Annotated in this window: 28 protein-coding genes, 3 tRNA genes and 1 pseudogene; 12 read left to right on the plus strand and 20 right to left on the minus strand. The window is 57.3% G+C overall.

Annotation, left to right across the window (positions count from 1 at the left end):
• Nucleotides 1-73 precede the first annotated feature (73 nt).
• From KFZ77_RS16520 to KFZ77_RS16595, 16 genes and pseudogenes are all read right to left on the minus strand, one after another.
• Entirely contained in the window at nt 74-940 is an 867-nt protein-coding gene (locus KFZ77_RS16520; protein ID WP_264384813.1) for a 4Fe-4S binding protein, read from the minus strand.
• Nucleotides 940-1773 carry a dimethyl sulfoxide reductase anchor subunit family protein gene (locus KFZ77_RS16525; protein ID WP_264384814.1) on the minus strand — a complete coding sequence of 278 codons (834 nt, stop codon included), beginning with the start codon at nt 1771-1773 and terminating at the stop codon, nt 940-942. Before KFZ77_RS16525 ends, KFZ77_RS16520 begins: the two co-directional genes overlap by 1 nt.
• The gene (locus KFZ77_RS16530) at nt 1766-2395 is read right to left on the minus strand and encodes a DMSO/selenate family reductase complex B subunit (protein WP_264384815.1); all 630 of its coding nucleotides are present in this window, start codon (nt 2393-2395) and stop codon (nt 1766-1768) included. Before KFZ77_RS16530 ends, KFZ77_RS16525 begins: the two co-directional genes overlap by 8 nt.
• A pseudogene (locus tag KFZ77_RS16535) lies at nt 2382-4759 on the minus strand (DMSO/selenate family reductase complex A subunit). Before KFZ77_RS16535 ends, KFZ77_RS16530 begins: the two are co-directional and overlap by 14 nt.
• Before the next feature lie 237 nt (nt 4760-4996).
• Nucleotides 4997-5716, minus strand: coding sequence for a purine-nucleoside phosphorylase (gene deoD, locus KFZ77_RS16540; protein WP_264384816.1), 720 nt, complete (start codon nt 5714-5716; stop codon nt 4997-4999).
• A 70-nt stretch (nt 5717-5786) separates the two neighbouring features.
• The gene (deoB, locus tag KFZ77_RS16545) at nt 5787-7010 is read right to left on the minus strand and encodes a phosphopentomutase (protein WP_264384817.1); all 1224 of its coding nucleotides are present in this window, start codon (nt 7008-7010) and stop codon (nt 5787-5789) included.
• A 120-nt stretch (nt 7011-7130) separates the two neighbouring features.
• Entirely contained in the window at nt 7131-8453 is a 1323-nt protein-coding gene (gene deoA, locus KFZ77_RS16550; protein ID WP_264384818.1) for a thymidine phosphorylase, read from the minus strand.
• 54 nt (nt 8454-8507) lie between these two features.
• Nucleotides 8508-9287, minus strand: coding sequence for a deoxyribose-phosphate aldolase (gene deoC / locus KFZ77_RS16555; protein ID WP_031519574.1), 780 nt, complete (start codon nt 9285-9287; stop codon nt 8508-8510).
• 402 nt (nt 9288-9689) lie between these two features.
• Nucleotides 9690-10475: a TatD family hydrolase gene (locus KFZ77_RS16560; RefSeq protein WP_264384819.1), complete on the minus strand. Its 786-nt coding sequence runs from the start codon at nt 10473-10475 to the stop codon at nt 9690-9692.
• The gene (locus KFZ77_RS16565) at nt 10472-11557 is read right to left on the minus strand and encodes a patatin-like phospholipase family protein (RefSeq protein ID WP_264384820.1); all 1086 of its coding nucleotides are present in this window, start codon (nt 11555-11557) and stop codon (nt 10472-10474) included. Before KFZ77_RS16565 ends, KFZ77_RS16560 begins: the two co-directional genes overlap by 4 nt.
• Before the next feature lie 151 nt (nt 11558-11708).
• Nucleotides 11709-11870: a DUF1328 domain-containing protein gene (locus KFZ77_RS16570; protein ID WP_072001955.1), complete on the minus strand. Its 162-nt coding sequence runs from the start codon at nt 11868-11870 to the stop codon at nt 11709-11711.
• A 129-nt stretch (nt 11871-11999) separates the two neighbouring features.
• Nucleotides 12000-12641, minus strand: coding sequence for a molecular chaperone OsmY (gene osmY / locus KFZ77_RS16575; RefSeq protein WP_319640958.1), 642 nt, complete (start codon nt 12639-12641; stop codon nt 12000-12002).
• 374 nt (nt 12642-13015) lie between these two features.
• Nucleotides 13016-14605 carry a peptide chain release factor 3 gene (gene prfC, locus KFZ77_RS16580; protein ID WP_031519567.1) on the minus strand — a complete coding sequence of 530 codons (1590 nt, stop codon included), beginning with the start codon at nt 14603-14605 and terminating at the stop codon, nt 13016-13018.
• 93 nt (nt 14606-14698) lie between these two features.
• Nucleotides 14699-15376: a pyrimidine 5'-nucleotidase gene (yjjG, locus tag KFZ77_RS16585; RefSeq protein ID WP_264384821.1), complete on the minus strand. Its 678-nt coding sequence runs from the start codon at nt 15374-15376 to the stop codon at nt 14699-14701.
• A gap of 21 nt (nt 15377-15397) precedes the next feature.
• Nucleotides 15398-15841 carry a ribosomal protein S18-alanine N-acetyltransferase gene (gene rimI, locus KFZ77_RS16590; protein ID WP_031519564.1) on the minus strand — a complete coding sequence of 148 codons (444 nt, stop codon included), beginning with the start codon at nt 15839-15841 and terminating at the stop codon, nt 15398-15400.
• Complete coding sequence (locus KFZ77_RS16595; protein ID WP_264384822.1) at nt 15810-16229, minus strand: DNA polymerase III subunit psi; 420 nt, start codon at nt 16227-16229, stop codon at nt 15810-15812. Before KFZ77_RS16595 ends, rimI begins: the two co-directional genes overlap by 32 nt.
• Before the next feature lie 154 nt (nt 16230-16383).
• Here KFZ77_RS16595 and rsmC point away from each other — a divergent pair, with 154 nt between their 5' ends.
• The 4 genes from rsmC (at nt 16384) to KFZ77_RS16615 (ending at nt 17858) form a co-directional block, all read left to right on the plus strand.
• A complete protein-coding gene (gene rsmC, locus KFZ77_RS16600; protein ID WP_264384823.1) occupies nt 16384-17412 on the plus strand; it encodes a 16S rRNA (guanine(1207)-N(2))-methyltransferase RsmC in 1029 nt (342 codons plus the stop codon).
• Nucleotides 17413-17540: 128 nt separating this feature from the next.
• Nucleotides 17541-17627: transfer RNA gene (locus KFZ77_RS16605), tRNA-Leu, on the plus strand.
• 28 nt (nt 17628-17655) lie between these two features.
• Nucleotides 17656-17742, plus strand: a tRNA-Leu gene (locus tag KFZ77_RS16610).
• A gap of 29 nt (nt 17743-17771) precedes the next feature.
• Nucleotides 17772-17858 (plus strand) — tRNA-Leu (locus KFZ77_RS16615).
• Nucleotides 17859-17954: 96 nt separating this feature from the next.
• Here KFZ77_RS16615 and KFZ77_RS16620 read toward each other — a convergent pair.
• Nucleotides 17955-18227 (minus strand): DUF1435 domain-containing protein, encoded by a 273-nt coding sequence (locus KFZ77_RS16620; RefSeq protein ID WP_264384824.1) that lies wholly within the window; start codon nt 18225-18227, stop codon nt 17955-17957.
• Between the two features lie 212 nt (nt 18228-18439).
• On the opposite strand from KFZ77_RS16620, the gene KFZ77_RS16625 reads away from it, so the two are divergent.
• Together KFZ77_RS16625 and fhuF are read left to right on the plus strand one after the other, a co-directional pair.
• Nucleotides 18440-19504, plus strand: coding sequence for a GGDEF domain-containing protein (locus tag KFZ77_RS16625; RefSeq protein ID WP_264384825.1), 1065 nt, complete (start codon nt 18440-18442; stop codon nt 19502-19504).
• Between the two features lie 108 nt (nt 19505-19612).
• Nucleotides 19613-20401: a siderophore-iron reductase FhuF gene (gene fhuF, locus KFZ77_RS16630; RefSeq protein WP_031519554.1), complete on the plus strand. Its 789-nt coding sequence runs from the start codon at nt 19613-19615 to the stop codon at nt 20399-20401.
• Between the two features lie 63 nt (nt 20402-20464).
• Here the strand turns inward: fhuF and KFZ77_RS16635 are convergent, their stop codons facing one another.
• On the minus strand, nt 20465-21808 hold the full coding sequence (locus KFZ77_RS16635; RefSeq protein WP_264384826.1) for a PTS sugar transporter subunit IIC: 1344 nt from the start codon (nt 21806-21808) through the stop codon (nt 20465-20467).
• Between the two features lie 13 nt (nt 21809-21821).
• Entirely contained in the window at nt 21822-22121 is a 300-nt protein-coding gene (locus tag KFZ77_RS16640) for a hypothetical protein (protein ID WP_264384827.1), read from the minus strand.
• A 200-nt stretch (nt 22122-22321) separates the two neighbouring features.
• On the opposite strand from KFZ77_RS16640, the gene KFZ77_RS16645 reads away from it, so the two are divergent.
• Nucleotides 22322-22780 (plus strand): YbaK/EbsC family protein, encoded by a 459-nt coding sequence (locus KFZ77_RS16645; protein WP_264384828.1) that lies wholly within the window; start codon nt 22322-22324, stop codon nt 22778-22780.
• A 58-nt stretch (nt 22781-22838) separates the two neighbouring features.
• On the opposite strand, the gene KFZ77_RS16650 is transcribed toward KFZ77_RS16645, so the two are convergent.
• Nucleotides 22839-23534, minus strand: a complete 696-nt coding sequence (locus KFZ77_RS16650; RefSeq protein WP_264384829.1) for a helix-turn-helix transcriptional regulator — start codon at nt 23532-23534, stop codon at nt 22839-22841.
• A gap of 339 nt (nt 23535-23873) precedes the next feature.
• Here KFZ77_RS16650 and KFZ77_RS16655 point away from each other — a divergent pair, with 339 nt between their 5' ends.
• From KFZ77_RS16655 to dnaT, 5 genes are all read left to right on the plus strand, one after another.
• A complete protein-coding gene (locus KFZ77_RS16655; RefSeq protein WP_031519549.1) occupies nt 23874-24647 on the plus strand; it encodes a threonine/serine exporter family protein in 774 nt (257 codons plus the stop codon).
• Entirely contained in the window at nt 24638-25111 is a 474-nt protein-coding gene (locus KFZ77_RS16660; RefSeq protein WP_031519548.1) for a threonine/serine exporter, read from the plus strand. Before KFZ77_RS16655 ends, KFZ77_RS16660 begins: the two co-directional genes overlap by 10 nt.
• Nucleotides 25112-25162: 51 nt before the next feature.
• Nucleotides 25163-25618, plus strand: a complete 456-nt coding sequence (locus KFZ77_RS16665) for a MarR family winged helix-turn-helix transcriptional regulator (protein WP_031519547.1) — start codon at nt 25163-25165, stop codon at nt 25616-25618.
• 84 nt (nt 25619-25702) lie between these two features.
• Entirely contained in the window at nt 25703-26131 is a 429-nt protein-coding gene (locus KFZ77_RS16670) for an organic hydroperoxide resistance protein (protein WP_031519545.1), read from the plus strand.
• Between the two features lie 147 nt (nt 26132-26278).
• The gene (gene dnaT / locus KFZ77_RS16675) at nt 26279-26818 is read left to right on the plus strand and encodes a primosomal protein DnaT (protein ID WP_031519543.1); all 540 of its coding nucleotides are present in this window, start codon (nt 26279-26281) and stop codon (nt 26816-26818) included.

Genomic DNA, 26818 nt, shown 5'->3' on the forward strand with positions numbered 1-26818 from the left:
TATATAAAACAAGAAATATAAAAATGGCGCTAATTATGAATAGATACTTGACACTAAATTCGCGCGTTATGATCTACGCTTCCCGCATACCGTAGCGATGCCGCTGGCACAGCGGGCATGTGGTAGCGTCCGCCTGCCAGGCGCGAAAGGGCTGCTGACAGATCCGGCAGTGAGCATGATAAAAAGCAGCGTAACGGGGCGCGACGGCTTGCCCAGGTTCAAGCGAGATGGCACCCGGTACGCAAACCACCCTGCAACTCTGACAACCGGTGCAGCGCTCGGGCCGTATTTCGAGCCGGTCTGCCGTAAAGCGCAGCGCGGATTCGGTGCAGATGCGAGCGCAGGCACCACAAAGCGTACAGGCTGCCTGAGCGATGACGGGTTGAAATTCGGCATGTTCGGCAAAGATGCGCCGTCTCGCCCGCCTCCCGGGTGAAACGCTTGTCGGTAGCGAGACGCGCTCCGGCAATCGCAGCCAGCGACGTCTGACATTGTGCTGCGTCGCGGGCGGCACAATGGACCAGCCCGGTTCGCCAAGGTCCGCCAGCTTCAGGTTTAGCGCCGCCACTGCCAGCACCCAACCGGGGTGTTCATCTATTACCATTTCCACGACCCGCACACCCTTTTCCCGGTGCCACATCAGCAGCTCATCCACCGCAGGTGCTAGCGCGGCAAGCGGTGCAACCAGCGCGCCGTCCCTGAGATAACGTTCTGGCGCGGGGAGACCTTCCAGCGCATCGACCGGGCAGCTAAACAGGCAGCGCCCACAGTGCAGGCAGCGCGTCGCGTCAAGCTGGATAGCGCCCGGCATCAGCGTTATAGCCTCAACCGGGCATACGCTGGCGCATGCATCGCAGGGATGGGACGGCAGGTGTTTACGCAGGCACGCCTCCCCTGTGCCGGGTGACACGGAGAGGCGTGCGAGGGGGAACAGCTTCATCAGCCGATGCTGAAGAAGACGTAGCGGAACAGCACTTCGCTCAGCACTAACGCCACGGCGGCACAGATGAGCGTCACCCGTTTTTGGTAGCGGGCGTTAATCACCAGCAGCGCCGCGCCGACGAAAGCCAACAGCCAGGCGAGAGTACGAACCGCCGCCAGTGCACACCAGGCCCGCAGCGGCTGATGTGGAAAGGTCACGACATCGCTGAGGCTCATCTGCGCCAGATACTCCAGATAAAACGGCTGGAACAGAGCGCGCACTGCCAGCGCCACCAGCGCCGTTATTGCTCCGCTCCACAGGAGCGTGCTTCGTACCGCCTGCTCCTGCGGATGAGCAACCAGCCAGCTTTGCGCTACCGCGCCCGTCACCCCGACCGAACCAAAAAACAGCAGCCAGGTGGTGTAGTGCGTCCAGGTCATTACCCCGGAGTGGGCGTAGATGGCGCTCATACAGAAGATATCGATAAGCCCCAGCGCAAGCGCGAACGGCATCAGCCAGCGCCACAGCACATGTTTAAGCAGTGCCAGCAGCGTGGCTGCACCGAGCATCGCCAGATAAGCACCGGCAAAAATGATCTCGCGGCTCAGCCAGGAGCTGGCGAAGTGGCGAAGCGCATTCAGAGCGTTAAGCGGATAGCCAAGATGCAGCATGGAGCAGATCAGCCCCACCCCGGCGCTGACGCATCCCACCAGCAGCGGGACAATCATAAGCCGGGTTGTTTTCGCCGTCTCTTCACCACTGAGCAACAGCAGGGCGAGGGAGATAAACAGCGTTAACCCCACCGACATCTGCATCAGCAGGGTAAACATCAGAAGCGGTATCTCATGCATGATGCTTCTCCTCGCGCTGGGCACCCTGGTGTGGTTTTACAATCAGGTTTGGCCGGGTAATGGCGGCATCCGGTAAGCCCTTCACCTCACTTTGTGTACCAAAAACCTTACGTAGCTCATCGATCGGGCCGAAGTGAATGGCACCCAGCGGACAGGTCGCCACGCAAACCGGTTTTTCACCCCGCGCCTGTAAGTCGATACAGAAATCACACTTCGACATCTGCCCGGTCTGCGGATTGAACTGCGGCGCGCCGTAGGGACAGGACCAGGCGCAGTAGCCGCAGCCCACGCACCGGTCGGTGTTAACCCGCACGATGCCGTCGCCCGGCCGCTTATGCATCGCGGTGGTCGGGCAGTTTTTCGTACAGGCCGGATCGTCGCAGTGGTTGCAGGAGATGGAGAGCGTGTAGGCGTACACGTCGTTGAGCATGCCGCCCTGCCCGGTGGGAATAAATCCTCCACCATTCACTTCATACACGCGACGAAAGCGGCGGCCCGGTTCGAGATTATTTTTATCTTTGCAGGCCACCTGACAGGCTTTGCAGCCCGAACAACGCGCGCTGTCGATATAAAACCCCAGCTGCACCGGGCTGACGGGGGCGTACTCCTTAAACTGACTCATGCTTTGTTACCTCCACCAGCATGGTTTGATGTGAATTCCCTTTCGCCAGCGCGGTGATGCGCGCCGAACTCAGCACGTTGGCGCAGCCGCCGCGGTCGACACCCTGCGCGTCCGGCTGCCACCAGGCTCCCGCCTGCATCGCCACCACGCCCGGAATAATGCGCGGCGTCACCTCGACCACAACCTGACACACGCCGCGGTCGTTATGGATGCGCACCGTATCGCCCTGCACCACCCCACGGCGATCGGCATCAAGCGGATTGATCCACAGTTTTTGCTGCTGGACCTCCTGCAGCCACGGATTGGCGTACTGCGTGGAGTTGGCGCGATTCTTCCCTTTCCAGGTGATGAGCTGCAGCGGGTATTTCTGGCGCAGCGCATCCTCCGGGCCTTCATGAGCGGGAACGTAGTGCGACAGCGCCGGGATCTCGGGGTGCTGCATGTCATACAGGCGCTGCGAAAAGATCTCGATCTTGCCGGATGGCGTCGGGAACGGATGGTTTTGCGGATCGCGAATGTTCTCTTCGAACGCCACGTAAGGCGCGCTTTTGAAGACATGATGCCGCTGCTGGCGCAGGGTGGCGAAGTCCGGCAGCTTCTCCTCCGGTAGCGCCTGACGGGTTTGTTCCCAGATGTGTTCGATCCACTGCTGTTCGCTGCGCCCCTGGCTGAACGCTTCACCGAGACCAAGCTTGTGCGCAACCTCGCACAACCAGTCGTAGTCAGAGCGCCGCTCAAACTCAGGCTCGATCAGTTTTTCTGAAAGCATCAGGTAGTTACCGGTGCCCCAGGTTTCGCCGATATTCCAGCGCTCCAGAAAACTGGTTTCCGGCAGCAGCAGGTCGGCATACTTCGCGCTCGGGGTCAGGTAGAGATCGCTCACTACGATAAACTCGATTTTTGACGTGTCCTCCAGCACCTTCACCGCCTGATGCAGATCCGGGTTCTGGTTAGCGAGATAGTTCCCCGCCAGCGAAAACAGCAGCCGGATATTACTGTTGAGTTTGTCGCCACCGGTCAGCCCCTGTTCCGGTGTAACCTGCGCAGCGTCATCCGCCGCCTGCACCCAGTTCATCACCGAAATCTTTTCTTTCACCGGATTGTCTGGCATCTCCGGGCCGGTGGTGAATTTACGGTTGCCGATACCGCCGTAGCCAGCGGCCCAGCCGCCCTTCACGCCAACGTTGCCGGTAATGGTCGCCAGCAGCGTCGAACCACGGGCAGTGCGCTCACCGCAGTCATGGCGTTGCGGCCCCCAGCCCTGAATCAGCGCGGCGGGTTTGGTGGTGGCATAGTCGCGGGCCAGCTGGCGAATGGTTTGCGCCGGTACGTGGGTGATCTTTTCCGCCCACTCCGGGGTCTTCGCCACGCCATCTTTTTTGCCGGTAAGCCAGGCAACGAGCGACTCATTTTCCGGCACGCCCGCTGGCATGCTCTGCTCATCAAAGCCGAGGGTATAGCGCGCGATAAAGTCTTTATCGTGCAGGTTCTCTGTGATGATGACGTACATCATCGCGTCCATCAGGGCATTATCGGTGGTGGGCAGCAGCGGTATCCACTGGTCGGCCAGCGACGCGGCGGTATCCGAATAGCGTGGATCAACCACCACAAAGCGTGTGCCGTTGCGCTTCATCTGCTGAAAGTAGTGGTTGGTATGCCCGAAGATAGTTTCGTTCGGGTTATGCCCCCAGAGGATCACCAGGCGCGTCTCGGCCAGCGTATCCAGCGAGCTGCCACTGGCGGCGACGCCGTAGGTATAGGGCGTGGCGGCGGCGGTATTGCCCATGCTGACGGAGTGATAGCTCTCCAGATAGCCGCCGTTGAGATTCAACAGGCGGCGTACCATCTTATCGCCAGAGAACGCGCCGCCGGACACCGCGGTGCCGACGTGGACGTAGCGCGATGCCGGGCCATAGGTCGCGGTGATCCGTTTCAGGTTGTCCGCAATAAGCGTTGTGGCTTCATCCCAGCTGATGCGCTCGAATTTTCCCTCGCCGCGTTTACCGACGCGCTTCATCGGGTACTTAAGGCGATCCGGATGATAGACAAACTGGCGGTAGCCGCGGCCTCGGACGCAGGCGCGCATCACCGGCATCTCCGGATCAAGCGCCTCATCAGGACGGGTGCTGATACGCGTTACTACACCCTCACTGACGTGGGCGCGAATATCGCATTTACCGCCGCAGTCGAAGGTGCTGCAGGTGGCGACCACCTGTTCTTCTGCGACCGGGGCTACAGTGCCGGAGGATGGGGTATCCGCCCCGGCGGCCTGAGCGACACAAAGGGAAGCACCCCTAACGCGGAGCTGCTTTGCAGGAAGCGCCGACGGGTTATCGCCAGTGGCGTAGTCGTTTCTTTACTCATGCTCACACTTCTTCCGTGAAAAAGGAGCGAGTTTCGGCCATCGCCCCGGCGTCGCGATTGATTTTTATCAAGCCGGATAAGGGTCGCGAAAAACCAGGAATAGGGCGTGGGTTATTGATTATTTATTTAGTGAATTTAATGAGATGGAGAAGTTTACGAGGAGAATATCAGCAGCGAAGGAAGGCGTGAAATACCGCCGCGCTTACTCCGGATGGCGTAAGCGCGGCGTAACAGCTATTACTCTTTATCGCCCAGCAGAACGGATTCCAGTGCGATTTTGATCATGTCGTTGAACGTGGTCTGACGCTCAGCAGCAGTGGTCTGCTCGTGGGTACGGATATGGTCGGACACGGTGCAAATGGTCAGCGCCTTAGCACCGAATTCTGCGGCCACGCCGTAGATACCCGCGGCTTCCATTTCCACACCCAGGATGCCGTATTTTTCCATCACGTCGAACATGGACGGGTCCGGGGTGTAGAACAGGTCGGCAGAGAAGATGTTGCCCACGCGCGCGTCAACGCCCAGCGCTTTCGCGGCATCAACCGCGTTGCGCACCATGTCGAAATCGGCGATGGCGGCAAAGTCATGATCCTTGAAGCGCAGACGGTTAACTTTGGAATCGGTGCAGGCACCCATACCAATCACCACGTCACGCAGTTCCACGTCAGCGCGTACCGCGCCGCAGGAGCCAACACGGATGATTTTCTTCACGCCGAAATCGGTGATCAGCTCTTTGGTATAGATGGAGCAGGACGGGATGCCCATACCGTGACCCATTACCGAGATTTTGCGGCCTTTATAGGTACCGGTATAGCCCAGCATACCGCGCACGTTGTTCACTTCGCGCACGTCTTCGAGGAAGGTTTCTGCGATGTGTTTCGCGCGCAGCGGGTCGCCCGGCATCAGCACGACGTCAGCGAAATCACCCATTTCTGCATTAATGTGAGGAGTAGCCATTGTATTTATTATTCCTTAAAGCAAGGTCAGGCCAGCGTAACTGCTGGCCTGAGCGGTAGTTATTTTAAAATCAGAACAGCGGTTTGCCGTAGTCCATCTCACTCAGACCAAAGTATTTCGCAATGGTCTGGCCGATGTCGGCAAAGGTGTCGCGGTGGCCCAGCGAGCCAGGCTTCACTTTCGGGCCGTACACCAGTACCGGAATATGCTCGCGGGTATGGTCGGTGCCTTTCCAGGTCGGGTCGCAGCCGTGGTCGGCGGTGAAAATGATGATGTCATCTTCGCCCACCAGCTCCAGCAGTTCCGGCATACGGCGGTCGAACAGCTCAAGGCCGCCCGCATAACCGGCAACGTCGCGACGGTGACCCCAGGCGGAGTCAAAATCAACGAAGTTGGTGAAGACGATGGTTTTATCGCCCGCCGCTTTCATCTCTTTGATGGTGGCGTCAAACAGCGCATCCAGCCCGGTGGCTTTCACTTTTTTAGTGATGCCGACGTTGGCATAGATATCGGCAATTTTACCCACGGACACCACCTGACCGTCCTTCTCATCCACCAGCTTTTTCAGGATGGTCGGTGACGGCGGCTCAACCGCGAGGTCGTGACGGTTACCGGTACGCTCGAAGCTGCCCGCTTTGTCGCCAACAAACGGACGCGCAATTACGCGGCCAATGTTGTAGCCGCCTTCGGTCAGCTCTTCACGGGCGATTTCGCACAGCTCGTAAAGGCGGTCGAGGCCAAAGGTCTCTTCATGACAGGCAATCTGGAACACCGAGTCGGCAGAGGTATAGAAAATCGGCTTGCCGGTTTTCATGTGCTCTTCGCCGAGCTGGTCGAGGATCACGGTGCCGGAAGAGTGGCAGTTACCGAGGTAACCCGGCAGCCCGGCGCGCTCGACCAGTTTATCCAGCAGTTCTTGCGGGAAGCTGTTCTCGGTGTCGGTGAAGTAACCCCAGTCGAACAGAACCGGTACGCCGGCGATTTCCCAGTGACCTGACGGGGTGTCTTTCCCGGAAGAGAGCTCATGCGCCCAGGCGTATGCCCCGGTAATTTCCGCGTTCGCGTCCATACCGGCCGGGATAGACCCGGTTGCGCCTTCGTGCGCCTTCGCCAGACCGAGTTTCGTCAGGTTCGGCAGGTTGAGCGGGCCGCTGCGGCCTTTATCGGCTTCGCCTTTAGCACAGGCTTCCGCAATGTGACCCAGGGTGTCAGAACCGGCATCGCCAAAGCGCTCGGCGTCTTCAGACGCCCCGATTCCGAAAGAGTCCAGCACCATAATAAATGCACGTTTCATAGTTTCTCCGTACGTATTGCGCTGTGAAACTCGTCCCGGCGCACGTTGCGTGATTTACCGCTAACGGCAACGTGTTCTGGTCGGAGTTAACATAAAAGAGTGATCAGATCAGTATGCCATTTATTGGCTGATTCTGCGATAGACAACCGGTGTCTCTTCGGGCGCATTTTCTGCCACCTGAATCGCGGCCTTCACGGCCAGCGCCGCGTCCTGCCAGCTGGCTTCGCTTTTCGCGTGGATCACCGCCAGCGGACGTTCACTGTCCACTTTTTCGCCCAGACGGGCCATTTCGGTGAAACCAACGCTGTAATCGATGGTGTCGGATGCCTGACGGCGACCACCACCCATTGATACCACCGCCATGCCCAGCGCGCGGGTATCCATTTCGCTCACATACCCGGCACGATCGGCGTATACCGCTTTGGTGAGCGTCGCCGTTGGCAGGTAGCGGTCGTAATTTTCAATGAAATCGACCGGGCCTTTCTGCGCGGCAACCATGCGGCCAAACACCTCTGCGGCCTTGCCGTTATCCAGCACCGCTTGCAGCTGCCTGCGCGCATCGGCCTCGTCACGAGCCAGTTTGCCGGAGATCAGCATCTCCACGCACAGCGCCATCGTCACTTCAAGCAGGCGTGGATTGCGGTATTCCCCGGTGAGGAATTGCACCGCTTCACGCACTTCCACGGCATTCCCGGCACTGGAGGCCAGCACCTGGTTCATGTCCGTCAGCAGCGCGGTGGTACGCACGCCCGCACCGTTGGCGACGCCGACGATGGCCTGGGCCAGCTCCTGAGACAGCTCAAACGTCGGCATAAACGCACCGCTGCCCACTTTGACGTCCATCACCAGCGCATCCAGCCCTTCGGCCAGCTTTTTAGCCAGAATAGAGGCGGTGATCAGCGGAATGGAATCGACGGTCGCGGTGATATCGCGGGTGGCGTAGAAGCGTTTGTCTGCCGGGGCCAGCGAGCTGGTCTGGCCGATGATCGCCACGCCCACGTCTTTAATAATTTCGCGGAATCGATTGTCATCCGGGAAGATATCGAAGCCCGGAATGGCTTCCAGCTTATCGAGCGTACCGCCGGTATGACCGAGGCCGCGCCCGGAGATCATCGGGATATAACCGCCGCACGCCGCGACCATCGGGCCAAGCATCAGCGAGGTCACATCACCCACGCCGCCGGTGGAGTGTTTATCCACGATCGGGCCGTTCAGGTTGAGACTTTTCCAGTCCAGCACGGTGCCGGAATCGCGCATCGCCATGGTGAGCGCCACGCGCTCTGGCATGATCATGTCGTGGAAGAAAATGGTCATCGCCAGCGCGGCGATCTGCCCTTCAGAGACGGTGTTGTCGCGAATGCCGTTGATGAAGAAGCGGATCTCTTCTTCACTGAGCGCATGACCATCACGTTTTTTACGAATAATTTCTTGAGCGAGGAACACAGTAACCCCCGGGAGAGATCAGGTAAGAGGCGGCGGTTGCCCGCCGCAAAGAGATCAGTAGCTGCTGGCGCTTTTGCCGTCGCCGTGACCGAGCGCTTTCAGCAGGCTTGCGAGCAGGCTGGACGCGCCGAAGCGGTAGTGACGGGCATCGGCCCAGTCAGCGCCAAACAGATCGTCGGCTATCGCCAGGTACTGCGCCGCGTCTTCCGCAGTGCGCACGCCACCGGCCGGTTTGAAGCCAACGTTTTTCTCCACGCCCATATCGCGGATCACTTCCAGCATGATGCGTGCGCTTTCCGGCGTGGCGTTGACCGGCACTTTCCCGGTGGAGGTTTTGATAAAATCAGCGCCAGCTTTGATAGCGATAGCAGAGGCTTTGCGAATCAGCGCTTCTTCTTTCAGCTCGCCGGTTTCGATAATCACTTTCAGCAGCACGCCGGCATCGGCACAGGCGTCTTTACACACTTTCACCAGATCGAAACCGACCTGCTCATTGCCGGCGATCAGCGCACGGTACGGGAACACTACGTCAACTTCGTCTGCACCGTAGGCAATGGCGGCGCGGGTTTCTGCCAGCGCGATGGCGATATCGTCGTTACCGTGCGGGAAGTTAGTAACGGTAGCGATGCGGATATCCGGCGTGCCCTGTTCGTTCAGTGTCTTACGCGCAATGGGAATAAAGCGTGGATAGATGCAGATGGCAGCAGTGTTACCCACAGCCGTTTTCGCCTGGTGGCACAGGGCGATGACTTTTTCGTTGGTGTCATCGTCGTTCAGGGTGGTGAGGTCCATCAGCTGCAGGGCACGCAGGCTGCTTTTGGTTAAATCGGTCATCGTCTTCTCCAGGAAATAAAGTGGCTTGCGGCGAGAAACGCAACACGGTGAGGCGGTCGTGGTTCCATGAAGAAGAGTGGCATCGCTGCCAGCACGCTGAGATCCATCTCACCGCCAGTCATCGCAGGCAATGTTAAAATTATAACACGCATTACCCGGCTTATTTTGCGTGTCGTTTCACATAATTTTGAAGCAACAGTGCAACAATGAAGCCAGTATATGTGATTAAAATAACAAAACAACGCTATTTACCGTGCGCGTCATGCCTGCCTGCCCGGCTCGGGTAATGTGGCTGCCTGCCCGCGCATGTTATAAAAATAACATTCTGGCACAGCGCAAAACGGCTCGTCGGAGCGGCAAGCATAGCGACGAAAGATGTACGACGTTTAACAGGCGGGAAAATTAACGCGGCGCGAGCGCAAACAGGCGCTGCGTGTTGGCAAACAGCGCGTCGGCAATGACCTCTGGCGGCTCCGGGCGCAGCTCACAAAGTACGTCGAAAACCAGGGCGGCGCGTTCGGGGCGGTTGGGCTGACCCTGATAGCCGTTGAGCGGCATGTCCGGTGCGTCGGTTTCCAGCAGCAGCGCATCGAGCGGGAGCTGCGCCATCACATCCCGGGTTTTGCTGGCGCGCGGATAGGTAATGGTGCCGCCAACGCCGATGTAATACCCCAGATCGATAAACCGCTGCGCCTGCTGCAGGCTACCGGCAAAGCCGTGTACGACCCCGGTCCGCGGCAGCGCGTGGCGCTTGAGGTGCATCGCCAGTTTGTCATGGGTGCGGCGCGAGTGCAGGATCACCGGCAACTGATACTGCTTTGCCAGCCTGAGCTGTGCGTCGAGCATCGCTTCCTGATGCTCAAACATCGGGTTGTCCATATAGAGATCGAGGCCGATTTCGCCGATGGCGACGATCTGCGGATGCCGCTGCTGGAGAAACTGTTCCAGCCGTGCCAGCGAGGCGTCGTTATGGCGATGGATCACGATCGGATGCAGGCCCAATGCGCCGCGCAGTGCGCTGAAGCGCCGCACCAGATCCAGCACGGTAGCAAAGCGATCCGCTTCGATCGCCGGGACGATGATCTGCGCGATCCCCGCTTCCGCCGCCCGTGCAATGCTTGCGGCTTCATCTCCGGTAAACGGCGGAAAGTCGAAGTGGCAGTGGGTGTCGATAAAGCGATATGTCACGCGCTGTCCTCATCGGTAAATGCCGCATCATTGGCTTCGGGCGCCTCAACAAGCGGCGTGACCGTCGCGTCATTCGCCACGGTCGCCGGCGGTACCACCAGCGTAGGTGCCGGTGCGATGGGAGTTGCCACCGGCGTAATGTGCCGGGTAACCGGCGGTGTCGCCGTCAGCAGCTTACCTACTGTTGCAAGGAAGTAACGCCCGCACAGCCGCCCGGTTTTGTAGTCCTCCAGCAGCGTGGGAATACGGCTGCCAAGCGCCATGCTGGCCAGCGGCTTCGGCGGGTAGATCTCGAAGATGCGCAGCTTGCCCGGCGGTTTCTCAATGAACTGCTGAATGGCGTGGTAGCTGGTTTCATGATGCTGCACCAGATTTAACAGCGGCTGCAGGCTGCTGTCGGTCATCCAGCGCTCCATGCGTTTGAACCACTGCGGCGTGTAGTACATCTGCGACGGCACGGTGCGGATCACTACCAGCGTGGTGGCACCCTGCCGCGCCGCTTCCTGGACCGGGATCGCATCGCTGACGCCGCCGTCGAGGTAGTTGATGCCGTTAAGTGAAACGCCGCTGCGGTAGAAACCCGGTATCGCGCTGGAGGCGCGAATGATGTCGAGCCAGTCGGTGCTCTGCGGCGCGAAGTAGCCCGGCGAGTAGTCGTCGCTGCGACAGGCGCACATGTAGAAGTTTTTTCCCTTATCGAACAGGCGCGCGGCGTTATCCATCGCCAGCGGCATGGCCGCAGCGGTTGCCTCGGTAAGCCAGTCGAGATCGATAAGGTTGCCGCCGCGCACAAAGCGCACCGGGTTAAAGAACTCTTTTGATGTGGTATAGCGCGTGATGACCCGACGGGCGTAACCCGGCTGGTTACAGACGTAGGCCGAGAGATTCTGCGCTCCGGCGGAGGTGCCGTAGAAGAGATCGAACGGGTTGAATTCGGCGCGCATGAACTCGTCCAGTACGCCGGCGGTAAAGATGCCTCGCTGCCCTCCGCCTTCACAAACCAGCGCGAGAGTACCGGGACGGAACGGTTTTAACGCCAGCGGCGCGATGTTGCCGAGCGTAACGGGTATGCGCTGTCCCACCCTGAATTCCTGTTTTTTGTTGTTATAAGATGAAGCCGTAACGCACTTCATCGGATTTTATTCAAAGGTACAACAATTTCCCGGACGCAGAAACCCAAAAAGCCAGTCACGAGACTGGCTTTCCGGGCGGATAATTGCTTATTCCGACATGTCAGGGGCGACGACGGCCCATGAACAGGCTGACCAGGAACAGGATAATCCCGACCACGAAGACAATTTTAGCAGCGCCGGCTGCGGTACCTGCAAGGCCACCAAAGCCCAGTGCGGCTGCGATCAGTGCAACGACGAGAAAAATAATGCCCCAACGAAACATATGACTCTCCTTTACCATAGTGTTAAGCAAATTGCTCTGTAGTGAGCGCTCAGGTAGCTCACTGGCGATTTATTGGTGGTAATGCTTACCGTCTCGCCCGGGCAACGCCCGGGCTGAGGGGTTCGATAGTTACTTCTTAACTTTCAGATCGTTTTTCACGCTTTTCACGCCATCAATGGCTTTCGCGATGGATTCGGCCCGCTCAGACTGCGCCTGGTTTTCTACGGTACCGGAGAGCTGAACAACGTTGTCGGTTGTTTCAACTTTGATCATACGGGACGGCACGATGTCATCAGCCAGCAGCTTGGCTTTGATTTCGCTGGTGGTAGCCGCGTCACCTGCATAGCCTTTTACCGACTGCTCTTTGCTGTCGCGGACATGCAGCTTATCGCTCACGGAGGAGACACCCTCAACGTTCTTCGCGATGGAAACGGCTTTTTCTGCCTGCGCCTGGCTCTCAACAAAACCACTCAGCGTAACGACTTTATCGTCGGTTTTAACCGAGATATCGGTGCTTTTAACGGTTTCGTCATCTACCAGCGCGGCTTTAACTTTTGCGGTAATACCGCTGTCATCCATGAAGTTACCGACTTTATCTACAGAGTTATCGATTTTTTGCCCTGCGCTGTCTGCCGTAGCGTGCGCTTTATCTGTAGTCGTGCTTTCAGCAAACGCTGAAGAACCAGCCATTACAGAGCCCAACATTACCGCCAGCAGAGTTTTAGAAATCTTAGTCTTATTCATCGATTTATTCCTTTTTGGTTTGCTCATAATTTGAGCTTTTCGTCACACCAAGGCGGCTGTCAGTCACGCTAACGTGGCCTTTACCGTTGTCTTCTGATGAAGACCGGGTTACCGCTTCCCACCGGTGTGTCGAATTAAGTCAGTGTTAAATTTTGCAATGACGCTAAACTTTTGGATTTACATCCGCGATTGAGTTCATTGCTGGTGTTTATGACCACTCAACATGTCATCACAGTGTTAAATATAGATCACAATGATAAAAACGCCTGGAAAGCTGGTGGAAAAAACACCAACAACGCGCAAAAAGCGGGAAATTAAGAGGAATCCGCAAGGGACTAATATGACAGGGAAATCAGGGAAAATGAGGCAGGACGCGCCTGCTGGCGCGCCCTGTTTAAGGATTAATGCTCGCGGGTTTTGCGGAACTGCACGTCAGGATAACGTTCCTGGGTGAGGTTCAGGTTGACCATCGTCGGCGCGATGTAAGCCAGGTTATCTCCACCATCCAGCGCCAGCTGCACTTCGTTCTTACGTTTGAACTCTTCAAACTTCTTCACGTCGTTGCACTCAACCCAGCGCGCGGTCGAGACGTTAACCGATTCGTAAATCGCTTCCACGTTGTATTCGCTCTTCAGACGCGCCACTACCACGTCAAATTGCAGCACACCGACCGCACCAACAATCAGATCGTTATTAGCGATCGGGCGGAACACCTGCACCGCGCCCTCTTCTGAAAGCTGTACCAGCCCTTTAAGCAGCTGTTTTTGCTTCAGCGGATCGCGCAGGCGGATGCGGCGGAACAGCTCTGGCGCGAAGTTCGGAATACCGGTGAACTTCATGGTTTCACCCTGGGTAAAGGTGTCGCCGATCTGAATGGTGCCGTGATTGTGCAGGCCGATGATGTCGCCCGGATACGCTTCTTCAACGTGGGCGCGGTCGCCCGCCATAAAGGTCAGGGCGTCAGAGATGACGACATCTTTACCGGTGCGCACCTGACGCAGCTTCATGCCTTTCTCGTAGCGCCCGGACACCACGCGCATGAACGCAACGCGGTCGCGGTGTTTCGGATCCATGTTGGCCTGGATTTTAAACACGAAGCCGCTGAACTTATCTTCCTCGGCTTTCACTTCACGGGTATCGGTTTTACGCGGCATCGGCGCAGGCGCCCACTCCACGAGACCGTCCAGCATGTGGTCAACGCCGAAGTTGCCCAGCGCGGTTCCGAAGAACACCGGGGTGATTTCGCCGCTCAGGAACAGTTCCTTGTCGAACTCGTGTGAGGCACCCTGCACCAGCTCCAGCTCGTCGCGCAGCTGGGCTGCCAGCTCTTCGCCCACGGCGGCATCCAGCTCCGGGTTATTCAGCCCTTTGACGATACGCACTTCCTGAATGGTGTGACCTTTACCGGTCTGGTAGAGGTAGGTTTCGTCTTTATACAGGTGGTAAACACCTTTAAACAGCTTGCCGCAGCCAATCGGCCAGGTGATGGGGGCGCAGGCGATTTTCAGCTCGCTCTCCACTTCATCCAGCAGCTCCATCGGGTCGCGGATATCGCGGTCAAGTTTGTTCATGAAGGTCAGGATCGGCGTATCGCGCAGACGGGTAACTTCCATCAGCTTGCGGGTACGATCCTCAACCCCTTTCGCGGCGTCGATGACCATCAGGCAGCAGTCGACCGCGGTCAGGGTACGGTAGGTATCTTCCGAGAAGTCTTCGTGCCCCGGGGTATCAAGCAGGTTCACCAGGCTTTCTTTATACGGGAACTGCATCACCGAGGTGGTAATCGAGATACCACGCTGCTTTTCCATCTCCATCCAGTCGGATTTCGCATGCTGGCTGGAGCCGCGGCCTTTTACCGTACCGGCAGTCTGAATAGCCTGTCCGAACAGCAACACTTTTTCAGTGATGGTGGTTTTACCGGCATCGGGGTGCGAGATAATGGCAAACGTGCGGCGTTTGGCCACCTCTTGTACATAAGGAGACAACGTCATGATTTTGATCTTCTGTGTCTGCGCGCGGGCAGCCCCGCGCGACGGGTGATTCGAAATTTGCGGCTATTGTACTCAAGAGCTATTGGCAGACAATCAATGTTTACACAGGCGCTGCTCCAGTTCGCTTAACGAGGTGACTTGCCAGGTCGGGGCAATGCCCGGCGGCAGTTCGCGACCATGCGGGTTAAGCCAGCAGGTAGCAAACCCGGCATTCATGCCGCCCAGAATATCAGACTCTGCGGTGTCGCCCACCATCAGCACGCGGTCGCGCGATGGATTGCCCATTTTTTCCAGCGCGTAATCAAACACTCTGCGATCCGGCTTGGCGGCCCCTACCTCTTCAGAAATGACCAGCAGGTCGAAGTAGTCGCGAAAACCGGTGCGCTCCAGGCGGATTTGTTGCAGCGCGGTAAAGCCGTTGGTGATGATGCCGAGCTTTACCTTGCCGTGCAGCATGTCGAGCAGCGAGCGGGCGCCGGGCAGCGGGGCGCAGATCTCCGCCATCGCATTTAAAAAGGCGCTGTTGAGGTCGCTGGCACCGACGTTGAGCCTGTCGGCCCAGCCCTGAAAACGCTGATGCTGAAGCTGGAGCGCGTTGATGGTGCCGTTCTGGTAATCAACCCACAGCGGCTTATTCACCGCCTGGTAATCCTGATAATCCTCAGCGGTGAAGGTCACGCTGTAGTCCAGAAACATCCGCTGTAAGCCGCCAAAAGCGTCAAAGGTAAACAGCGTTTCGTCAGCATCAAACAGAATCCAGTCCCAGTTCATTACATCACCTTTTTTATGATTTCACCCCAGCGGCAGCGCCATCACGATGGCGTCTTCACGTCCGCTGGCAGTGGGATAGTAATTGCGGCGAATCGTCGCCTCGTTAAAGCCCAGGCTTTCATACAGCGCGATGGCGGGTGCGTTGGAGGCTCGCACTTCCAGCCAGAGCGTGAACACATCACGCTGCTCCAGCGTCTGAATCAGGTGCTCAAGCAGTTCCCGCCCGAAACCGCGGCGCTGGTAAGCCGGGTCAACCGCGATGTTAAACAGCGTCGCCTCATCCAGCACCACCTGCGTGATAGCAAACGCCGCCAGCGTGCCATCTACGTTCAGCCCCAGATTGAGATAGCGATCGCCCTGGTTGCTGGCGAAGGTCTTTTCACTCCACGGAAACGCATGGCTGCGTTGTTCAATGGCGAAGGCCGCAGCCAGGTCACTCGGGGTGAGTAAGGAAATCGTGTTCATGTTCGCAAATTTGTCGCCATAGCGCAGCCCGGGCCGGCGCGCTGTGCTGAAGGTCAGTAAAGGTGGGTGACAGAAGCTGCGCACCGTGCAGTACCGGGGCGTCGTCGACCCCAAGACACCAGGTGGCACAGCGGCGGTCGTCATCCTCGGGCAGCATCGCCGCGCGTTCGGGCGTGAGCTGCAACACCTGATCCGGGCTTAAGGTCATCGCGCGCAGAATATCCTGCAACAGCGGCTCGGTCAGCGGCGGCGGTGCATCTGCCACCATCACCAGACGAATATGGGCCGGCAACGTGATGGCGATTTCCCCCTGCAACACGGCAGGACGGCGCAGCGCCCACTGCGTGATACCCAGCTGTTGAAGCTGCCAGTCGCGTCGGGATGTCATCGCGAAACCCTCTCATTTAACAGGGGCGCAAATATAGCAAATCCGCGCTTTACGCGCCATCAATGCCTCCCGGCGGCGATTGCGGTGCGAAGAGCGCTGCAGGGACGTGCTGAACAGGTTATAATCCGCGGCCTGATTGAGAAGGAGTGTTTTCATGTCTGCTTTTACCCCGGCGAGTGAAGTTCTGCTGCGCCACAGTGATGATTTCGAAGCGAGCCGCATTCTGTTTGCCGGCGATCTGCAGGACGACCTGCCCGCCCGACTGGATACCGCCGCCAGCCGCGTTCATACGCAGCAGTACCATCACTGGCAGGTTCTCAGCCGCCAGATGGGCGAGCGCGCCAGTTATAGCCTGGTCGCGGATGCCGCCGCAGTGGGTGACAGCGACACGCTCATTTATTACTGGCCGAAAAACAAGCCGGAAGCGCTGTTCCAGCTGACCAACCTGCTCTCCCTGCTGCCGATCGGCTGCGATATTTTCGTGGTTGGCGAGAACCGCAGCGGCGTGCGCAGCGCCGAGCAGATGCTGGAACAGTACGCGCCGATGAATAAGATCGACAGCGCGCGCCGCTGTGGCCTCTATCATGGACGTCTTGAGACGAAGCCAGCATTCAATGCGGATGGCGCCTGGGGCGAGTACCAGCACGACGGTCTGACCATCAAAACCCTGCCGGGCGTGTTCAGCCGCGACGGGCTGGATGTCGGTAGCCAACTGCTGCTCTCCACCTTAACGCCGCACACCAAAGGCAAAGTGCTGGACGTCGGCTGCGGTGCCGGCGTGCTCTCCGTGACCCTTGCCAGCCACTCGCCGAAAGTGCGTCTCACCCTGTGCGACGTCAGCGCCGCAGCGGTGGAAGCGAGCCGCGCCACGCTTGCCGCGAACGGTATCGAAGGCGAGGTGCTTGCCAGCGATGTGTTCTCGGATATCACCGGGCGCTTCGATATGATCATCTCTAACCCGCCGTTCCACGACGGGATGCAGACCAGCCTTGACGCTGCGCAAACCCTAATCCGCGGTGCGGTGCGTCATCTGAATATCGGCGGCGAGCTGCGCATCGTGGCCAACGCCTTCCTGCCTTATCCGCAGGTGCTCGACGAGGCCTTCGGCAATCACGAAGTGATGGCGCAAACCGGCCGCTTCAAAGTGTACCGTGCAGTAATGGGCCGTAAGGCAAAACGCTAAGCGCGTGAACCGAAACGCCGCTTTTTAAAGCAGTCAGAAAAGCGGCGTTAAATTAACTGTTGACGTGCATCAGAAAACATCTAGAATGCGCCTCCGTGGTTGCAATACTTCTTATGTATTGCTGGTATGCGACGGTGGCGGAATTGGTAGACGCGCTAGCTTCAGGTGTTAGTGTCCTAACGGACGTGAGGGTTCAAGTCCCTCCCCTCGCACCAAAAGACCACAAGATATCTCTCGCACCGGGCGACGGTGGCGGAATTGGTAGACGCGCTAGCTTCAGGTGTTAGTGTCTTAACGGACGTGAGGGTTCAAGTCCCTCCCCTCGCACCAATGCGATGACGATATCAGAAAAAAGAAATGCGACGGTGGCGGAATTGGTAGACGCGCTAGCTTCAGGTGTTAGTGTCCTAACGGACGTGAGGGTTCAAGTCCCTCCCCTCGCACCACTTCTAAAGTGGTTTTCTTAAAGTAACCTTCCGGTAGTTCCTCTGTTTTATCCCTGTTGAGCTTTCAAACGTTTATCCCAGTGATTTTTATCGTCATCATGGCGCTATCTTCATGATCGCCAGCATCATGGCGCTGGCAAACGCGATGCATGACGGCAACAACACATAGTGGCGCAGCCGCTTGTGATACAGCATCCCCGCCGTCGCCAGCAAACCCAGCACCACTACCACGCGCCACTGCGCAAACGTCAGATCGCCCAGCGCCAGCGCGGCCACCAGCGATGCCGGCAACAACACTCCCCATCCACTTTCAAGCGTTCTCTGCAACATGGCACGCCCTTTCACAACGATAATGATAACCAATATCATATGATAAATTTTCTCATTATCAAGTTATTGTTATCAGACTATTGGCTAAAGTTTGCGCATAGCGGATGACAGGGATTTCAGGCGGTGTTAGATTGAGCGCCAAAATATATTCTTCTGAATTTTTTGGTGCGTAATACGCGCACTATTATTGGCGTTATTTTCTTATTGGTATCACTCACACAATATTATCCTGCTGGTAAGTAACGATATTTATGACCCTGAGTTCCTGGCATTCCCTGACGCACGAGAAATACCGTCTGTCGCTGCGTCTGTTTCTGATCCTCAACGCGCTCTCTGCCACTTTCAGTATGATCAGTCCGCTGTATCACGTGCATTATGTCGCCCCACCCATTCTGCTGATTGGCTTGCTGAGTAGCGCCCTGCTGGTTGTTAACGGATTAAATAAAAAAGCAAAAATCGATATTCGCATTATTGCCTTTCTGTTTGGTTCGCTGTGGGCCTGGCATATTGCGAATAAAAGCGGTGTGGTTCCGGATTTTCACTCCAGCTATATAATGATCGCCCTGTTAAGCGTGCTGTTTATTGGCGCCATTGCTTTTACTCATCATCTCAGCGCCTTTGCGTTACATAGCCTGCCGGTGTTCTGCACGGTGATGTGGATTGACCGCGGCGAGCACTGGTTGCAAGTGCTCTATTCGCTCATTGTTCCTGTGGCGGGTATCGCTATTCAGCATCGCATTCAGACCCGCAACGACAGCTTTGCTCAGGGCTTAATGGCGCAGCTCATCCAGGAGAAAGCCAGGCTGAACGATCTGAGCATGCTTGACCCGCTGACCGGCCTGTATAACCGCCGCGGCTTCGATGCCCGATTCGACACCCTGCTCGCCTCCGGCAGCAAAGGCCATCATCTGCTGCTGCTGGATATCGATCACTTCAAAGCCTATAACGACCATTACGGCCATATGATGGGCGATCAGGCGTTGATCCGCGTCTCCGCCGCCATTCGCGATGCGGTGCGATCCCGGGATATTGTCGTCCGCTACGGTGGAGAAGAGTTTCTGGTCATTATTACCAGCACCACGCCAGAGCTGGCCCGGGACGCCGCCGAGCGTATCCGCCAGCGGGTGTACGATTTGCGCATTCCGCATATGTTTAATCACAGCGTGGCGACGCATGTCACGGTGAGTATTGGTCTCGCCCCGCTGACCGAAGAAGGCATTGAGGCCGCGCTGGAAAAAGCAGACCGCGCGCTCTACAGCGCAAAACATCGGGGCCGCAACCACATCCTCACCAGCGACGACGTCAAAGCCGCCTGACGTTTTCCGGCGGTTAACTCACATGCGCACGGAATTTACTTGCTATCGATAACCTCTATAGTTAGGATTGGCAATCATTATCATTTAGATTACCGCTAACGTTGCGCTATGGCTTATCGCATAACTCAGATCGTTGATAACCTCGTCTGGCAGCCGGGTATTGTCGCCCCGCAGCCCGGGCTATCCACGATCTTACGCGAGCTGTTTACCGCGCAGCGTCCCTACTTCAACGACATCATCAAGCTGGATGAACCGTCGCCGCGTGATGCGCTGACGCTGTCCCAGTGGTCGCGCCCGGCCACGCTGACCAGCCTGATGGCCAGCTACTCCGACCATATCTACCGTAATCAGCCGACCCTCTCGCGGGAGAACAAGCCGCTGAAATCGCTCTGGGCGCAGTGGTATATCGGTCTGATGGTGCCGCCGGTGCTGCTGGCGCTGTTAACGCAGAGCCAGGCACTGGATGTGGCCCCGGAACACTTTCACGTCGAATTTCATGAAACCGGCCGCGCAGCCTGCTTCTGGATTGATGTGCATGAAGATCGCGATGCCACGCCGCTGACGCCCCGCGAGCGGGTTGAGAAACTGGTGACCGACGGCATTGCGCCTGTTATCGCTGCGCTGGAGGCCTCCGGCGATATCAACGGTAAGCTTATCTGGAGCAACACCGGCTATCTGATCAACTGGTTCCTCGGCGAGATGAAAGCGGTAATCGGCGACGAAACCGCTGACGCGCTGCGCCATACCTGCTTCTTTGAAAAACAGCTGCTGAATGGCGATGATAACCCGCTCTACCGCACGGTAGTGCTGCGCGATGGGCTACTGGTGCGTCGTACCTGTTGTCAGCGCTATCGCCTGCCGGACGTCGTCCAGTGCGGCGACTGCACGCTGAAATAGCGTGTCACCCCCCGTAAAAAACCACCCCGCAGGGTGGTTTTTTATGCCTGAAACGCCGGAGCGTTACGCCACCTGCTGTTCCTCTGCTGCGGCTTTTTCCGCTTCCGCCGCCTCCTGCGCCAGCAGCTGCTTCTCATACACTTTAAAGAACGGGAAGTAGATCACCGCCGAGACCACCGCCAGCACTACCACCAGCAGTGCAGCGCGGAAATCCCAGCCCAGCGCCCATGCCGCACCAACCGGCGCCGGGGCGGTCCAGGGCACCACGGAAATGACCCGGCCTATCAGATCCAGCTTCATTACCCCCCAGGCGAGCACCGCATTGACCATCGGTGCTAACAGGAACGGAATAAAGAACACCGGGTTCATCACGATAGGCGTCCCGAAAATCACCGGCTCGTTGATATTGAAAATGCTGGGCACCACGCTCAACCGCCCAATTGAGCGCAGATGTGCCGAGCGGCTGCGCAAATAGCAGAGCACCAGCCCCATCGTCGCCCCCGAGCCGCCTACCACAATAAAGAAGGTCCAGAACGCTTCCATAAAGATATGCGGCAGCGGTGCGCCCTGCGCCAGCGCGCTCTGGTTTGCCCCGAGGTTGGTCAACCAGAACATCTGCAGCATGCCTGAGACAATCGCCGCGCCGTGAATGCCGGCGAACCACAGCAGGTGACCGATCAGCACCGCCAGCAGAATGGCCGGCAGCGAATCAGCCGCAGAGACCAGTGGTTTGAAGATCGCCATAATGGCCTGCGGGATCAGCATATCGAACTGAGACTGGATCAGCAGGCTGAGCGGATAGAGCGTCAGAACCACCACCAGCACCGGGATCAATAGATCGAAGGAGTTCTTGATCATCGGCGGGACTTCATCCGGCAAGCGGATCCCGATGTTATGCGCCTTCAGGAAACGCATCATCTCAACGCAGTAGATAGCCACCAGGATCGCCGTGAAGATTCCGGTGCCGCCAAGACTGTCCACCGGCAGCGCGCCGTTGGTTTTCGGTGCCGCCACCAGCATAAAGGCCATCAACGACAGCATGGCGCACATAAAGGGATCGAGCGCGTGGGATTTCACATAATGCTTGCCGAGGTTATACGCGATAGCCGCACAGATATAGATCGACATGATCCCCATCGTCATATCAAACGGCGTGAGTATCTGTCCTTCAAACTGTTTCGCCAGATCGAGCCAGGCGCGGGCAAATCCCCAGGTGGTGGTGGGTGAAAACGGCGGGTAGGCAAATACCAGTAAAAAGGAGCCAACGATCATAAATGGCATCGCGGAAATAAACCCGTCGCGGATCGCCATCACGTGACGCTGAGCGGAAATACGCCCTGCAACCGGACTGACGTAATTTTCAACGAAACGGAAAATAACATTAAATGCAGCATGATTGGCAGACATAATGACTCTCCTGTCAGGCGACGAATTGCGGGACGCCGGCGACATTATTTTCGCTGTGCGTCATTTTATTATTACCAGCTGGCAACGCCGCAAAGGCGATCGCCGTTTTTGCCGGCGTAATATCGGTATCTGCTGGACTGGAAATATGTCGTCGCGCTGATATACAGCCGTGAGAGAGAAAAGCTGACGTGATAACCGGACGGCGTTCAGACGTATTAACGTGACGCGCATACGTTTTCACCTTCGGCCTTAGTGTGTTCACGCCCACGCTGGCAAACCTGCCAGCGGCACAGCACAACAGGATACGCTTCATAGACGACTCTTATTATTGGGTAGGAGGTTACGGGTTCAGTATTATGCTGCGCCTGAGACACTGCAACCGGTTACAGTAACCGGTTTCTGTGATTGTGAAGGAGATCCAGAAAAAGCCCGTCGGGCCAGGAATGCATGAAGAAGTTTACAGCGCGCGTCACGCTGTGCCAGATTTAGCACAGAATCAGCCTGGAGAAAGAAATGAGTCTGGAATCTGTACGCCAGTTTTTTGCCGAGCACGCCCCCGATATCGACATTATCGAGTTGAACCAGAGTACGGCTACGGTTGCGCTTGCCGCTAGCGCGCACAACGTAGAGCCGGGGCAGATTGCGAAAACGCTGTCGCTGAAGGTGAAGAACGACATTGTTCTGGTGGTTGCTAAAGGCGACGCCCGCCTTGATAACAAGAAGCTTAAAACGGTATTTGGTGCCAAAGCGCGCATGTTGAGCTGCGATGAGGTGGTCACCTGGACCGGGCACCCGGTCGGCGGCGTCTGCCCGTTCGGACTGGAAAATCCGTTGAAGGTTTACTGTGACGTGTCGCTAAAACAGTATCAGGAAGTGCTACCGGCTGCAGGTGCCATCCACAGCGCGGTACGTATCTCCCCGGAGCGTATGGCCTCGCTAACCCAGGCCAGCTGGATTGACGTCTGCCAGTAACCGCTGCCGCCCCGCCTGACGATATGATTACGGCACATTACCGCGCCTGTGCCGTTGATTACGCCCCCACCCCGGGTGCCGTATCCTTTGGCACCGGCATCAGGCTGAGCATCTTCATGCCTTCGGCGCTGTTAATCCAGGCAAACATTTCCGCATTGCTGCGCAGCGCCAGCCTGCGCATCGCGCTATTTTTCTGCGCGCTGATGGTCTTATTGCTTTTCTTCAGCATTACCGCTATCTGGTTGATACACCAGCCTTTACCTAGCAGGCGCAGCACCTGCCGTTCTGAAATTGTCAGCTTCACCTGACGATGGGTGGCGTTCATGCTGGCCTGCCAGAGCGGTGAAGCGAGGGTTTTACTGATCAGCTCCGGCGCTTCATCGCCGTTGCGTATGGCTTTGATGATGTTCTCAATTGGCTCCACGCGCGACAGCAGCGTACAGCCCGGGCGCATCAGTAACTCAACGGCAATGGGATAGCATTCAGGGGGAACAAAAAAGATGCAGCGTGTGGCATGGGCAGTCAGCAGTGAATAGTAGTGACGGCAGGCCTGACGGGCATTGCCGGATTCTGCACACAGATCGGCGATGATATAATCCGCCTGACGAAACTGCAGCGGATTTAATTCATGGCTGTAATGCAGGAAATTAATAGCCGTTTCCGGGAAATAATCGTGAATGATATTTTGCAATCCACTTTGTACTAATGGGATCTGACTGATGATTACCGCGGTGCTTTTTCGTCCTTTGGGCATAGCGTCCTTCCCTGTATTTGTCAGCTAACGCTGGCTAACGTCAGCGTTAATCCGTTATTACTGCTACCGGTAAAAATCCCGTGAATAATAACGGTGGGACAGTCGGTGAATGGTCGCTATTTTATATTCATCCTGACCGTAATTTACCCAGCGAAATATCTGAAAAAATTACGGCAATAAATATCGCACTGCGTTGACGCATATATTTTCCTGCCTGACCCTGGTTAACAAGCGCCGTTCCGGGATAATAACTGCATAAAACTTGATCTGACCCCGGTCTGGCGCGATGTCGCCCTGTGTTAAAACTGAAGGCCTTTTGAGTTGTCTGTGGAAGACGTTATGCCGGACCACGCCTTGCAGCGGGATGTCACCCGCTTATGTATTCAGTGCGCCATCTTACTGCTGCAGCACGGTGCGGAGAGCGCGCTGGTGGAAGAGCTTTCCACCCGGCTGGGTAAAGCGCTGGGAATGGAGAGCGTGGAGAGTTCAATTTCAGCTAACGCCATTGTCCTTACCACCATCCGGCACGGCCGCTGCCTGACGTCAACGCGCAAGAATCACGACCGCGGCATCAATATGCACGTGGTGACCCAGGTCCAGCATATTGTCATTATGACGGAGCACGCCCTACTGGGCCCCCACGAGGTGCAGAAACGGCTCGCGCATATCCGGCCTTTTCGCTATCCGCGCTGGCAGGTAGTGGGCATGGTCGGCCTTTCCTGCGCCTGCTTCTGCAAGCTGAACAACGGCGGCTGGGACGGCGCGGCGGTGGCGTTTCTCGCCAGCAGTATCGCCATGTATGTGCGCCAGCTCCTGACGCACCGCCAGATGCATCCGCAGATTAATTTTTGCCTGACCGCGTTTGTCGCTACATCGGTGTCCGGCCTGCTGCTGACGCTACCGGTGTTGCATAACACCTCGACCATCGCGATGGCCGCCAGCGTCCTGCTGCTGGTGCCGGGGTTTCCGCTGATTAATGCCGTGGCGGATATGTTCAAAGGCCACATTAACACCGGCCTGGCACGCTGGGCGATGGCGAGCCTGCTGACGCTTGCCACCTGTATCGGCGTGGTGATGGCGCTGTCGCTGTGGGGGCTTCGCGGATGGGCGTAATCAACGCGCTGTTCAGCCTGGCGCAGGACATGCTGCTGTCGGCGATCCCGGCGCTGGGATTTGCCATGGTATTTAACGTTCCGTCCCGGGCGCTGGCCTGGTGCGCCCTGCTCGGTGCCATTGGTCACGGTAGCCGCACCGTGCTGCTGAGCATGGGGGTGAATATCGAATACAGCTCGTTTATCGCCGCGATGCTGGTCGGCAGCCTCGGTATTCAGTGGTCACGCTGGTATCTGGCCCATCCGAAGGTCTTTACCGTGGCAGCGGTGATCCCGATGTTTCCCGGTATCTCCGCCTACAGTGCGATGATTGCAGCGGTGAAACTGGCGCACTTCGGCTACAGTGAAGTGCTGATGGCGTCGCTGGTAATCAACTTTTTGAAAGCGGCGTTTATCGTGGCCGCCCTGTCGATTGGCCTGTCATTGCCGGGTCTATGGCTCTACCGCAAACGCCCGCGCGTGTGAAGCTAAAAATATTTCTTGCAATTAAATTGCGCACTACCTATATTCATCATCATGAAGACGACACCGAAACAAGACACCGCGCAGACGCTTCCGGTCGATGATCAGCTCTGTTTTGCGCTGTACTCCACCAGCCTGGCGCTGAATAAGCTCTATCGCCAGCTGCTGGCACCGCTGGAACTCACCTATCCGCAGTATCTGGTGATGCTGGTGCTGTGGGAGAAAGATGACATTACGGTATCGGAAATCGGCGAACGGTTGTTCCTGGACTCCGCCACGCTGACGCCGCTGCTGAAACGTCTTGAAGCTGCCGGGCTGCTGCGCCGCCTGCGTTCTCGTCAGGATGAGCGTCAGGTTGCAGTCACGCTCACTGAGGCCGGCCAGGCGCTGAAAGCAAAAGCCGTGGGCATCCCGGAATCGATTCGCTGTGCGGCTTCCTGCGATATGGACAGCCTGATGACCATGAAAACGCAGCTGGAAGCGTTTCGCGATAACCTGAATAAGTCGTAAAACGTCACCCTACGGGGTGACAAAAAAACCGCATATAAATAGCGCGCTATTGCATAGCGCTTGATAAACAATGAGGAACCTGCCATGTCTTTAGAAAAAGTGATCTATCGCGCCAAAGCCAAAGCGACCGGAGGCCGTGACGGCCGCGCCACCTCCTCTGACGGTGTGCTGGATGTAAAACTGGGCGTCCCGAAAGAGATGGGCGGCATGGGTGGTGAAGTGACTAACCCGGAGCAGCTGTTTGCGGCTGGCTACTCTGCCTGCTTCCTCGGCGCGATGAAATTTGTCTCCGGTCGCGACAAAATCGACATGCCGAAAGACGCCTTTATTGAAGGCGAAGTGGGTATCGGCCCGCTGCCAACCGGCTTTGGTATTGAAGCACAGCTGAACATCCACCTGCCGGGTATGGATGCAGCAGAAGCGAAGAAACTGGTTGATGCGGCGCACATCGTTTGCCCGTACTCCAACGCCACCCGCGGCAACATCGACGTTACCCTGAACATCATTAACTGATGCTTCCCGGCCTCTCGCATTCTGCGAGGGGCCTTCAGCTTCTGCTCAATTCCCCTGCTCCACTGTGCTACTATGAAGGCAATAACGCCCGGCACCGCTGACACCCTCAGTGGCCAGGCTAACGTATTGTTTTCAGAGATAGTTTTTATGTCTTCCAAAATTCTCACCCCGGATATCATCAGCCTGGAAGCGTTTTGCCGCGAACCGCGAGAAGCTCTCGCCCGCGCCGGACAAGGCACGCTGGCGGTGTTCGATCAGAACGCGCCCGCTTTCTATGCCATCAGCGCTGAGCGACTGGCGCATCTGCTGACGCTGGAAGCGCAGCTGGCAAAACCCGCCTCTGACGTTGCGCTGGAAGCGCCGTTCTTTGACGATGCGGCTCCGGCGGCCCCGATCCCGGCACCGATGGGTAAATTCGCCATGTACCAGGGCTGGCAGCCCGATCCGGAGTTCCAGCGCATGGCAGCGCTGTGGGGTATCACCCTCAGCGCGCCGGTAACGCCGGAGGAGCTGTCCTCCTTCGTGACTTACTGGCAGGCGGAAGGCAAAGTGTTCCACCACGTGCAGTGGCAGCAGAAACTGGCGCGCAGCCTGCAGATCGGGCGCGCAAAACCGGGCGCACAGACCCACGACATCAACGCGCTCGGCCAGCCGGATTACAAAGTATTCAAAGGTTTCAGGGGGTAG

Source organism: Siccibacter colletis (assembly GCF_025914095.1).
GTDB classification, from domain to species: domain Bacteria; phylum Pseudomonadota; class Gammaproteobacteria; order Enterobacterales; family Enterobacteriaceae; genus Siccibacter; species Siccibacter colletis.